The following is an 11,969-nucleotide window of genomic DNA, read 5'->3' on the forward strand; positions in this document are numbered from 1 at the left end:
GCTATACGGGCAGGCATCCGACTTTCATCATGAGAGTGTTAACGTGGTTTACACAAACTGACATTTCGGATACCACCGATTAATTATTTTGTAACAGCGATAAACGACTGGAGTTGCGCCTCGCTCTGCAAACGCTGTTGCAGGGACGCGGCCTGTGCTTTGCTGGCAAACGGGCCCATCTGGATACGCCATACCGCACCGTTTTGCTCAACGCGGCCTGGCACGCCAAACTGCTGGCTTAAGCGCTGCTGATACTGCTCTGCACGCGTCCGATCGCTGACGGCGCCAACCTGAACCACGTAGGTGCCGCTCGCCGCCGCAGGCGCAGCAGTCTGCGTCGCAGCCGGCGCAGTTACCGGGGCGGGTTGTGCTGCGGGCGCAGTAACGACAGGCGCAGGCGCTGGAGCAGGTTCATTCGTTTCAATCACGCCCGACGCTAACGTGGTGGGTGCGCCAAGGAAACCACTGCTTTTCACCGGGGCGCCTGTCGCATCTTCACTTTGCAGCGTATCGTTGCTGATGGCGCGCACTTCACCCTGCGGCTGTGCGGGCTCTGCCGGCGTTGACGCGCCCCCCATACCACCGCTCAGATCCGGGCGAGCGGGCAGGGCGTAGGTTTGCTTCGCCACCGTGGTACAGGCTGTGCCTGGTCCAGACAGCGACCCATCCTGCGCCACGATAATCGGGTCGATACGCACTTTCGTATTATTGGAGGTGTTCAGACGATCGGCCGCCGCGCGCGACAGGGAAATCACGCGATCGTTGCCGTAAGGGCCACGATCGTTGATGCGCACCACGATCATTCGGCCGTTCGCCAGGTTAGTGATGCGCGCATAGCTCGGGATGGGCAGCGTCGGGTGTGCCGCCGTGATCTGCATCGGATCGAAGGTTTCACCTGACGCGGTCAGGTTGCTGCCTGGCTCAGCATCATAGATGGCAGCAAAGCCCGCCTGGCTGAAGCGGGAAGTATCCTGAACGATTTTATAGCTTTTACCGTCGCGCTGATAATCCTGATTCACGCTGGGGTTCAGCGGTTCATAAACGGGATCGGCACCGCTAATTTCAACTATCGGGCCATTACAGACCGCAGGCTGCGGCGGCGCGACGGTTGCCTGTTGCTGACCATCATCACTTGTACAGGCGGCAAGTAAACTTGCTGCGATACAGATACCCAGCCACTGCTTACGCATTGCGATCCCCTTATTTTTATACGCTTTTGGACAACATTTTCCTGTGGGTATGGATCGACATCACGATACCAAACCCGGCCATCAACACGATCAGTGCCGAGCCCCCGTAACTCACCAGCGGCAGCGGTACGCCAACAACCGGCAGAATACCACTCACCATACCAATATTTACGAAGACATAAACGAATAAAATCAACATTAACCCACCCGCCATGACCCGGCCAAAGGTGGTCTGTGCACGCGCGGCAATGTAGAGCCCACGCATGATCAGCAGCACGTAGAGTGCAAGCAGCACCAGGATGCCAACCAGCCCTAACTCCTCAGCCAGAACGGCAAAGATAAAATCGGTGTGGCGTTCCGGTAAAAATTCGAGCTGCGACTGCGTACCGTGCAGCCAGCCTTTTCCGCGCAGGCCGCCGGAGCCAATCGCAATCTTCGACTGAATAATATGATAGCCTGCGCCCAGCGGATCGGTCTCGGGATCGAGCAGCATCATCACGCGCTGGCGCTGGTAATCATGCATCAGGAAGAACCAGAGAATAGGGATAAAGGCAGCCAGCAGGACCACCGCAATGCCGATCAGGCGCCAGCTCAGGCCGGACAGGAACAGGACGAACAGGCCGGAGAGGGCGATAAGAATCGAGGTACCGAGGTCAGGCTGTGCGGCCACGAGCAGCGTCGGCAGGAAAATCAGCACCAGCGCAATGGCGGTATTTTTCAACGACGGCGGACAGACGTCGCGGTTAATGAAGCGCGCCACCATCAGCGGAACGGCGATTTTGGCAATTTCCGACGGCTGGAAGCGGACAATCCCCAGATCCAGCCAGCGTTGCGCCCCCTTCGAGATGGCACCGAACGCGTCTACCGCCACCAGCAAAATGATACAGAAAATATAGAGATAGGGCGCCCAGCCCTCGTACACGCGCGGTGGGATTTGCGCCATCACCACCATAATGACCAGGCCCATGGCGATCTGGCCGATTTTACGCTCCATCATGCCGATATCCTGGCCGCTGGCGCTCCAGATAACGAGGGCGCTGTACACCAGCAGAGCCAGCAGGATCAGCAGCATGGCTGGGTCGATGTGGATCTTATCCCACAGCGATTTTTTATTCGGATTATCCGTCATGATTATTGGTCCTCCGCCGCAGCGGCTGCCGGGTTTTCAGCAGGCAGTTCGGTGTTGTTATCACCCAGCATGATGTGGTCGAGGATTTGACGCATGATGGTACCCACCGCCGGGCCTGCGCCGCCGTTTTCCAGAATCATCGCCACCGCAACCTGCGGGTTATCGTAAGGGGCAAACGCCGTCATGAGCTTGTGGTCACGCAGACGTTCGGCAATTTTGTGGGCGTTATAGGTTTCATTCGCTTTCAGACCGAAGACCTGTGCAGTACCCGATTTGGCGGCAACCTTATACGGTGCGCCAGCGAAATATTTGTGCGCCGTGCCGTTAGGGCGGTTGGCTACGCCGTACATACCGTCTTTCGCGATTTCCCAGAATCCGGAATGAATGTCACCCACCGGTGGCTCATGAGGCTGTATCCACGGCACTTTTTTGCCGTCTTCAACGGTGCTTTGCAGCAGGTGCGGCACTTTCACTACGCCATCGTTGATGAGGATCATCATCGCCTTGTTCATTTGCAGCGGCGTTGCCGTCCAGTAGCCCTGACCAATCCCCACCGGAATGGTGTCACCCTGATACCAGGGCTTTTTAAAGCGCTTCTGCTTCCATTCGCGTGTTGGCATGTTGCCGGAACGCTCTTCCGCCAAATCTATACCGGTGTAATGCCCGTAGCCGAATTTGCTCATCCATTCAGACAGACGGTCAATACCCATGTCGTAGGCGACCTGATAGAAGAAGGTATCCGCAGACTCCTCCAGTGATTTGGTCACGTTCAGATGGCCATGGCCCCATTTTTTCCAGTCGCGGTAGCGTTTCTCAGAGCCAGGCAACTGCCACCAGCCCGGGTCAAACAGGCTGGTATTGCGGGTAATGACGCCTGCGCTCAGCGCAGACACGGCGACATAAGGTTTAACCGTTGAGGCTGGAGGATAAACCCCCTGCGTAGCGCGGTTCACCAGCGGGGTGTTTGGATCGTTGAGCAGGCCGGAGTAATCTTTGCTGGAGATACCGTCCACGAAGAGGTTCGGATCGTAGCTTGGCATGGAAACCATCGCCAGAATGCCGCCGGTACGCGGGTCGGTCACGATCACGGCGGCGCGGCTACCCGCCAGCAGCGTTTCGATATACTGCTGGAGCTTCAGGTCGAGCGTCAGATACACGTCATGTCCCGCCTGCGGGGGGACCTCTTTTAGCTGACGGATCACGCGACCACGGTTGTTGACTTCAACCTCTTCATAACCGGTCTGGCCGTGCAGGACATCTTCGTAGTAACGTTCGATCCCCAGCTTGCCGATATCATGGGTTGCGGCGTAGTTAGCCAGCTTGCCGTCTTTATCAAGGCGTTCGACGTCTTTATCGTTGATTTTGGAGACGTAGCCAATCACGTGCGTCAGCGCGGAGCCGTAAGGATAGTAGCGGCGCTTATAGCCTTTGACTTCCACGCCGGGAAAACGGTACTGGTTAACGGCAAAACGGGCGACCTGCACTTCTGTCAGGTTGGTTTTTACCGGAATGGAGGTGAAGCGGTGAGAACGTGCGCGCTCTTTTTTGAACGCCGCGATGTCATCATCGTTCAGGTCGACAACGCTTCTCAGCGCGTTCAGCGTATCCTGCACGTTATCCACTTTCTCCGGCATCATCTCTATCTGATAGATGGTGCGGTTTAGCGCCAGCGGGGTGCCGTTACGATCGTAGATAATGCCGCGGCTGGGCGCGATGGGCACCAGCTTGATACGGTTTTCGTTTGAGCGGGTCTGGTAATCGGTATAGCGGACAATTTGCAGATTATAGAGGTTGGCGATCAGCACGCCGGTAAGCAGCAAAATCCCCGTAAAGGCGACCAGCGCCCGGCGCACAAACAGCGCGGACTCAGCCGTATAGTCGCGAAAAGAATTCTGTAGTTTCATCCGCTGCTTAAGTTACCCTGGTCAGTCATTACTCGCGGTGATAAGGGTGGTTGGTAGTGATGCTCCACGCGCGATACAAACTTTCTGCCACGAGAACCCGCACGAGCGGGTGGGGCAGCGTCAGCGCAGAGAGTGACCAACTTTGTTCTGCTGCCGCTTTGCAGGCGGGAGATAACCCCTCTGGTCCGCCAATCAACAGACTGACGTCACGACCGTCCTGCTTCCAGCGCTCCAGTTCGTGCGCCAGCTGCGGCGTATCCCAGGGCTTGCCCGGGATATCGAGGGTCACGATGCGGTTTTTGCCTGCGGCAGCCAGCATCAGCTCTCCCTCTTTATCGAGAATACGTTTGATATCTGCGTTCTTGCCGCGCTTTCCTGCTGGGATCTCCACCAGTTCAAACGGCATATCTTTTGGGAAACGACGCAGATACTCAGTAAAACCGGTTTGTACCCAGTCAGGCATTTTGGTGCCGACGGCGACCAGCTGCAACTTCACGCATTAACCCCAGAGTTTTTCCAGCTCATACAGGCGACGGCTCTCTTCCTGCATGACGTGGACAATCACATCGCCGAGATCGACAACCACCCAGTCAGCGGTCGCTTCACCTTCAACGCCCAGCGGAAGCAGCCCTGCCGCGCGTGATTCCTGAACAACATGGTCAGCAATCGAAACAACGTGACGAGTTGAGGTACCGGTGCAGATAATCATGCAGTCGGTGATGCTGGATTTACCCTTAACGTCGATAGCGATGATGTCCTGACCTTTCAGGTCATCAATTTTGTCGATAACAAAATCCTGGAGTGCTTTACCCTGCAAGTTTTCCCCCTGGGTGAATGAGATTGTACAACTGTGAATTCGTGGTCAGCCAGTATACCTGAACTGACGCCAGTCGCGGGACAAATGTCACCGCCCGGCTTTTGAAGGCGGGTATCATCCCACCCTCCGCCTGAGATTGCATCGCCATTTTTGTAAAACAATTTCTGTAAAGCAACGATCGGCGGGAAAGTCTGGCAGCGGAGGATATCAGTATGGCTTAGCCTGTCAAGGCAGGATAATCATTAACAGACAATTTCGCCGGCGATGTTCAGGCATCTGTACTTTTCTGATACAGACCGTGTGCGTGGATATAGGCCAGCACAGGTAAGGGCAGGAGATCGTCACAGTTCAAACCCTGCTGGAGACGCTCGCGGATGAGGGTTGCGGATATATCAAACCACGGCGTCTCGGCGAGGTAAATTTTACCGGCGGGCAGGCTGTGAAGGTCTTCTATATTGTCCGTCAGATGCGCGTCAAGCCACTGCTGATGCTGCGGTTCACGCATGGTCAGCGGGTAGCCCGGACGGCGGCAGACCAGCAAGTGGCTGTTTTCCAGAATGGTTTCATACTGGTACCAGCTGGGAAAGTTGAGCAAGGAATCCTGGCCGATGATAAACGCCAGCGGTTTCACTGGCCCCTGTTCAGCGCGCCACTCCCGCAGGGTTTGCGATGTCCAGGACGGCGTATTCCGGCGCAGTTCGCGCTCGTCAAGCGTGAAGAGCGGCTTATCGGCGATAGCCAGCGCGAGCATCGCTTTGCGCTGTTCGCTGGTTGCTTCTGGCTGAGGACGGTGCGGCGGAACATTGTTGGGCATGATGATCACCCGCTGCAAGCCAATCAAATTCGCGAGGATTTCTACCGGCTTAAGATGCCCATAGTGCACCGGGTCGAAGGTCCCGCCATACATTGCCTGTAAAGAATGCATATCACCCATCGATAAATACGTCTGCCAGCGCCTTATGGCAGAGCAGTAAGGAGAGGCTCTCCAGCTCCGCCCAGACGGACTGGTCGTAATCCTGTTTCAGCGTCAGTTCGGCGCGCATCAGCAGCTGCACGGCCTGACGCAGCTGCTCCTGGCTCAGGCGGTTTATCGCCTCTGTGGTCATCGCCCGACGGTTCTGCCACACGCGATGCTTGTCGAATAAGGCGCGCAGGGGCGTATGCGCAGACTGGCGCTTAAGGTTGTTCAGCAGCAGTAGTTCGCGCTGGAGCGTGCGGAGCAGAATGACCGGCTCACTGCCTTCCAGGCGCAGCTGTTGCAGTATGTGCAGGGCACGCTTACTTTTCGCCGACAGCAGCGCATCAACCCAGTGGAAGGGGGTAAAGTGCGCGGCATCGTTCACCGCCTGTTCGACGCGGGGCAGCGTCAGCTTGCCATCCGGCCACAGCAGGGAGAGCCTGTCCAGCGCCTGCGCCAGTGCCAGAAGATTGCCTTCATAGCAGTAGCAAAGCAGCTGGCTGGCGGCATCGTCCAGTTGCAGGTTGTGCTGCTTTGCTCGCGCGGCAACCCATTTTGGCAGATGTGCCTGTTCAGGCGTCTGGCAGGTAACCAGCACTGCACTGGTGGCCAGCCGGGTAAACCAGGCCGCGTTTTCCTGCGCTTTTGTGAGTTTGTTGCCGCGTACTATCAGCAGCAGATCGCTGTGTAACAAGCTGACCAGCATGGCGAGCTGTTCGTTGATGGCGGCGTTAGGACCATTCTCTGGCAGCAGGATCTGGATTGTCTGACGCGAGGCAAACAGGCTCATGGCCTGACAAAGCGAGAAGATAGCGTTCCAGTCGGTACTGTTATCGATCTGAAACGTATGATGCTCATCAAAACCCTGTGCGGCTGCTGCATGGCGAACAGCATCAAGGCTTTCCTGAAGTAACAGGGGGTCGTTACCAAGTAGCAGGTAGGCCGCGCGCAGCCCTTCGTTGAGCTGCGCGCGGAGTTGTTCAGGATACAACCTGATCATCAGTTACCCAGCGACGTTGGCATGTCCGGCGTGCTGGCATCCGGTGTTTCGATGACGTCAGCGCCTTTTTTCGACGACGCGGCAATGGCAGGCAGTCTACGGATCAGCTGCTCTGCGGCCTTATCATACATTTCCTTGATGATAATCTGCTGTTCAGCGTCTTTTGCCAGGGCCGTCTGCGGGTTATCGAAGAACGAACGGTAGACTTTGGTGTTGATAGGGTAAATATCTTTACCCGGCATTAAGACGGCCGCATCAACGGTAAGCACCATTTGATATTCCGCGGTTCGACCATCCTGGAAGATCGACGCCGTGTCTTGTGACAGCGTTGATTTCAGGACGCGAAGCGAAGGAACATCCTGACGCAGGGTTCCCTTCTCGATCAGCTTAACATCGTTCAAACGCAGCTGGTTACGAATGGCCCGGCTCAGCGGTCCGTTCGGATCGGATGAGTCGAAGATCATCGTTTTCATCTGCGCAGGCACTGCCGTGGTGTTGCGCAGGTGCCAGCCGCAGCCAGCGGTGACAAGCACCGCCAGAGATAAGAGTATTGTTGCCAGTTGTCGCACGTTTCCTCCCGCGCTTAGCCAACGACCAGATTCAGCAGTTTACCCGGTACGTAGATAACTTTACGTACGGTAACGCCCTCAAGGTATTTCGCGACCAGATGTTCCTGGCCTGCGCGCTCGCGAACCTGTTCTTCGGTTGCGTCGACCGCGACGGTGATTTTACCGCGCACTTTACCGTTAACCTGCACCACAACCAGCGTGGTGTTTTCCACCATAGCGGATTCATCAGCCACTGGCCACGGCGCGTTGTCGATATCGCCTTCGCCTTTCAGCTCTTGCCACAGCGTGAAGCTAACGTGCGGTGTGAACGGGTTCAGCATGCGAACGACCGCCAGCAGCGCTTCACGCATTAACGCGCGATCCTGCTCGCCGTCCTGCGGAGCTTTCGCCAGCTTGTTCATCAGTTCCATAATAGCCGCAATTGCGGTATTGAAGGTCTGACGACGACCAATATCGTCGGTGACTTTCGCAATGGTTTTATGAACATCACGACGCAGCGCCTGCTGATCTTCAGTCAGTGCAGCTACGTTCAGCGCTGGCGCATCGCCCTGAGAGGTGTGCTCGTAAACCAGTTTCCAGACGCGTTTCAGGAAGCGGTTGGCCCCTTCAACACCGGATTCCTGCCACTCCAGGGTCATGTCTGCCGGAGATGCGAACATCATGAACAGACGCACGGTGTCTGCACCGTAACGCTCAACCATCACCTGCGGGTCGATGCCGTTATTTTTAGACTTGGACATCTTGCTCATGCCGGTATAAACCAGTTCATGACCTTCAGCGTCTTTCGCCTTCACGATACGGCCTTTCTCGTCACGTTCGACAATCGCATCAACGGGAGAAACCCAGTTACGCTCGCCGTTCGCGCCAACGTAGTAGAACGCATCTGCCAGCACCATCCCCTGACACAGCAGCTGTTTTGCTGGCTCGTTGGAATTGACCAGGCCTGCGTCACGCATCAGTTTGTGGAAGAAGCGGAAGTAGAGCAGGTGCATGATGGCGTGTTCAATGCCGCCGATGTAGATGTCTACCGGCAGCCAGTAGTTTGCCGCGTCGGAATCCAGCATGCCTTCTTTGTACTGCGGGCAGGTGTAGCGCGCGTAGTACCAGGAGGACTCCATGAAGGTGTCGAAGGTGTCGGTTTCACGCAGCGCTGGCTGACCGTTGACGGTGGTTTTGGCCCACTCAGGATCGGCTTTGATCGGGCTGGTGATACCGTCCATGACCACGTCTTCCGGCAGGATCACCGGCAGCTGATCTTCCGGGGTTGGCATGACGGTGCCGTCTTCCAGGGTCACCATAGGGATTGGCGCACCCCAGTAACGCTGACGGGAAACGCCCCAGTCGCGCAGACGGTAGTTCACTTTACGCTCGCCCACGCCCAGCGAGGCCAGTCTGTCGGCGATGGCGTTGAAGCCCTCTTCGAAGCTCAGGCCGCTAAACTCACCGGAGTTAAACAGGGTGCCTTTTTCGGTCAGCGCCTGCTCGGAGAGGTCAGGTTCAGAACCGTCAGCCGCCAGGATCACAGGCTTGATGTTCAGGCCGTATTTGGTAGCAAATTCGTAGTCACGCTGATCGTGGCCCGGCACGGCCATCACTGCGCCCGTACCGTATTCCATCAGCACGAAGTTCGCTGCCCAGACCGGGATGGCTTCGCCCGTCAGCGGGTGAATTGCTTTGAAGCCGGTATCAACGCCTTTTTTCTCCATCGTCGCCATGTCGGCTTCGGCCACTTTCGTGTTGCGGCATTCGTCGATGAAGGTTGCCAGCTCCGGATTGTTTTCCGCTGCTTTTTGTGCCAGCGGGTGACCCGCAGCCACAGCAAGGTAAGTCGCACCCATGAAGGTGTCCGGACGGGTGGTGTAGACAGTCAGGGTCTGGTCGTAGTTTTCTACGTTGAAGGTGATTTCAACGCCTTCGGAACGGCCAATCCAGTTGCGCTGCATGGTTTTAACGGTGTCAGGCCAGTGATCCAGAGTGTCCAGATCGTTCAGCAGCTCGTCAGCGTAGGCGGTGATTTTGATAAACCACTGCGGGATCTCTTTACGCTCAACTTTGGTGTCGCAGCGCCAGCAGCAGCCGTCGATAACCTGCTCGTTCGCCAGTACGGTCTGGTCATTCGGGCACCAGTTAACGGCGGACGTTTTCTTGTAGACCAGGCCTTTTTTATACAGCTCGGTGAAGAACTTCTGCTCCCAGCGATAATATTCTGGAGTACAGGTAGCCAGCTCGCGGCTCCAGTCGTAGCCAAAGCCCAGCATTTTCAGCTGATTTTTCATGTACGCGATGTTGTCGTACGTCCACGGAGCCGGTGCCGTGTTGTTTTTCACCGCCGCGCCTTCAGCAGGCAGGCCGAACGCATCCCAGCCGATAGGCTGAAGAACGTTTTTGCCCAGCATACGCTGGTAGCGTGCAATCACATCACCGATGGTGTAGTTACGCACATGGCCCATGTGTAGTCGACCAGAAGGATAGGGAAGCATCGACAGGCAGTAATACTTCTCTTTGCTCTCGTCTTCGGTTACTTCAAAGGTGCGCTTCTCGTCCCAGTGTTGCTGGACTTTTGATTCTATCTCTTCCGGGCGGTATTGCTCTTGCATGGCAGCCAGTGGTCCTGTGTTCAATACAGCTACAAATGTAGCCAATGGATGTGGTAATTCAGATCCGCATAGCATAGCCCAAACGCCCGCGTCAAAACAGCCTTTCACGCAAATGCACTTTGCAGGAATTTACCGGGTCTGTGCTTCACCTGACAAAGCGGTGACGAAATAAGGTCTATTATTAGAGACAGTTACTTACCCGGGAGGCAAAATGATGAACAAGGTTGCTCAATTTTACCGTGAACTGATGGCCACACTGACGGAACGGCTGCGTAACGGCGAGCGCGATATCGACGCGCTGGTCGAACAGGCACGCGCACGCGTGACGCAAACGGGTGAGTTAACGCGAACCGAAGTGGAAGAGGTGACGCGCGCCGTGCGCCGTGACCTGGAAGAGTTTGCGCGAAGCTACGAGGAGAGTCAGGACGAGATCGCCGACAGCGTTTTTATGCGAGTCATTAAAGAGAGCCTGTGGCAGGAGCTGGCGGATATTACCGATAAAACCCAGCTGGAGTGGCGCGAGGTGTTCCAGGATTTAAACCACCACGGTGTCTATCACAGCGGCGAAGTGGTGGGGCTGGGGAATCTGGTGTGTGAGAAGTGCCACCACCATATGGCCGTTTATACGCCGGAGGTGCTGTCGCTGTGTCCGAAGTGCGGTCACGACCAGTTCCAGCGTCGCCCGTTTGAGCCATAAGTAAAAGCGCAGGTTTATTCCCTCTCCCTGTGGGAGAGGGCCAGGGTGAGGGCATCAGGCCGCAGAATAGTAAGCCAGCTTCTCCGCCAGCAAATCCACAAACGCTTCCCGATCAATATCCACCATTACCGTCGTATTCGGTTTGTTTCCCGTCAATGAGTAATAGTCTACCACCGTCATTCCCTGGGTATATTTCCCCTGCGTCTCCACGCCAACCCAGCGATCCACCGTGGCAAACATCTCGGGCTTCAGCAGCCAGGCTATGGTGCAAGGGTCGTGCAGCGGCGCGCCGTGGAAGCCCCACTTCTCGGCTTTGTGATACTCCATAAAGAAGTCGAGCAGCTCGGCCACGGTCGTTGCAACCGGGTTGCCCACGGCGCGGAAGCGTTCAATATCGTCTGCCATAATCTGCGCCCGATGCGTCACGTCCAGCCCCGCCATCACAATCGGCAGGCCCGACTGGAAGACGATCTCCGCCGCTTCCGGGTCAACAAAGATGTTGAATTCGGCCGCAGGCGTCCAGTTTCCCAGCCCCATTGACCCGCCCATGATAACGATACGGGCGATGTTGCTTTGCAGTTCAGGATGGCTGTTCAGCAGAAGCGCAACGTTGGTCTGCGGACCGGTAGCCACCAGCGTCACGGGCTCTGCGCTTTCACGCAGTATCTTCGCCATTAGCTCGACGGCAGCGCAGTCTTGCGGTGCGAAACCTGGCTCCGGCAGCGCCGGGCCATCCAGCCCGCTTTCACCGTGAACGTTGTCCGCAATGATCAGTTCGCGCATCAGCGGCTTAATGGCGCCGCCTGCGACCGGAATATCGGTGCGTTTCAGCAGCGTCAGCATGCGCAACACGTTTCGCAAGGTTTTATCCGGTGTCTGGTTCCCGGCGGAGGAGGTGACAGCTTTGACGTCCAGTTCAGGGGAGGCAAGCGCGAGGACGAGCGCGATCGCGTCATCATGACCCGGATCGCAGTCGAGAATTATAGGGTGTGCCATAGCGTTCTCCATTCTCAGCATTATTTTGTGACAAGGTTAACGCTGCGATGTGACGCCGAATAGAAAAAGAGATCTAAAGCGTGAAGCAGTGCGCAATCCGCAGATTGCGCAC

General features: G+C 56.4%; 11 protein-coding genes. 1 reads left to right on the forward strand and 10 read right to left on the reverse strand.

Going from position 1 to position 11,969, the window contains the following annotated elements; translation table 11 throughout:
* Window positions 1–83: 83 nt before the first annotated feature.
* The 9 genes from rlpA to leuS all read right to left on the reverse strand — a co-directional run bounded on the left by rlpA (window position 84) and on the right by leuS (window position 10,164).
* On the reverse strand, window positions 84–1,190 hold the full coding sequence (gene rlpA / locus IM300_RS08980) for an endolytic peptidoglycan transglycosylase RlpA (protein ID WP_193036219.1): 1,107 nt from the start codon (window positions 1,188–1,190) through the stop codon (window positions 84–86).
* 16 nt (window positions 1,191–1,206) lie between these two features.
* Window positions 1,207–2,319, reverse strand: coding sequence for a peptidoglycan glycosyltransferase MrdB (mrdB, locus tag IM300_RS08985; protein ID WP_048966702.1), 1,113 nt, complete (start codon window positions 2,317–2,319; stop codon window positions 1,207–1,209).
* Window positions 2,320–2,321: 2 nt separating this feature from the next.
* Window positions 2,322–4,223 carry a peptidoglycan DD-transpeptidase MrdA gene (gene mrdA / locus IM300_RS08990; RefSeq protein WP_063449377.1) on the reverse strand — a complete coding sequence of 634 codons (1,902 nt, stop codon included), beginning with the start codon at window positions 4,221–4,223 and terminating at the stop codon, window positions 2,322–2,324.
* Between the two features lie 28 nt (window positions 4,224–4,251).
* Window positions 4,252–4,719: a 23S rRNA (pseudouridine(1915)-N(3))-methyltransferase RlmH gene (rlmH, locus tag IM300_RS08995; protein WP_003858701.1), complete on the reverse strand. Its 468-nt coding sequence runs from the start codon at window positions 4,717–4,719 to the stop codon at window positions 4,252–4,254.
* 3 nt (window positions 4,720–4,722) lie between these two features.
* The gene (gene rsfS / locus IM300_RS09000; RefSeq protein ID WP_003858696.1) at window positions 4,723–5,040 is read right to left on the reverse strand and encodes a ribosome silencing factor; all 318 of its coding nucleotides are present in this window, start codon (window positions 5,038–5,040) and stop codon (window positions 4,723–4,725) included.
* Window positions 5,041–5,308: 268 nt separating this feature from the next.
* Window positions 5,309–5,974, reverse strand: a complete 666-nt coding sequence (nadD, locus tag IM300_RS09005) for a nicotinate-nucleotide adenylyltransferase (protein ID WP_193036221.1) — start codon at window positions 5,972–5,974, stop codon at window positions 5,309–5,311.
* Entirely contained in the window at window positions 5,967–6,998 is a 1,032-nt protein-coding gene (gene holA / locus IM300_RS09010; RefSeq protein ID WP_193036223.1) for a DNA polymerase III subunit delta, read from the reverse strand. The genes nadD and holA overlap by 8 nt, the downstream gene beginning before the upstream one ends.
* The gene (gene lptE / locus IM300_RS09015) at window positions 6,998–7,567 is read right to left on the reverse strand and encodes an LPS assembly lipoprotein LptE (RefSeq protein ID WP_063449374.1); all 570 of its coding nucleotides are present in this window, start codon (window positions 7,565–7,567) and stop codon (window positions 6,998–7,000) included. The genes holA and lptE overlap by 1 nt, the downstream gene beginning before the upstream one ends.
* A gap of 14 nt (window positions 7,568–7,581) precedes the next feature.
* A complete protein-coding gene (gene leuS, locus IM300_RS09020) occupies window positions 7,582–10,164 on the reverse strand; it encodes a leucine--tRNA ligase (protein WP_063449373.1) in 2,583 nt (860 codons plus the stop codon).
* Between the two features lie 214 nt (window positions 10,165–10,378).
* On the opposite strand from leuS, the gene IM300_RS09025 reads away from it, so the two are divergent.
* Entirely contained in the window at window positions 10,379–10,861 is a 483-nt protein-coding gene (locus IM300_RS09025) for a zinc ribbon-containing protein (protein WP_107535661.1), read from the forward strand.
* 54 nt (window positions 10,862–10,915) lie between these two features.
* On the opposite strand, the gene rihA is transcribed toward IM300_RS09025, so the two are convergent.
* On the reverse strand, window positions 10,916–11,857 hold the full coding sequence (gene rihA / locus IM300_RS09030) for a pyrimidine-specific ribonucleoside hydrolase RihA (RefSeq protein ID WP_193036225.1): 942 nt from the start codon (window positions 11,855–11,857) through the stop codon (window positions 10,916–10,918).
* Between the last annotated feature and the right edge of the window lie 112 nt (window positions 11,858–11,969).

It is taken from the genome of Enterobacter cloacae complex sp. I2, assembly GCF_014896205.1.
GTDB lineage: Bacteria > Pseudomonadota > Gammaproteobacteria > Enterobacterales > Enterobacteriaceae > Enterobacter > Enterobacter quasihormaechei.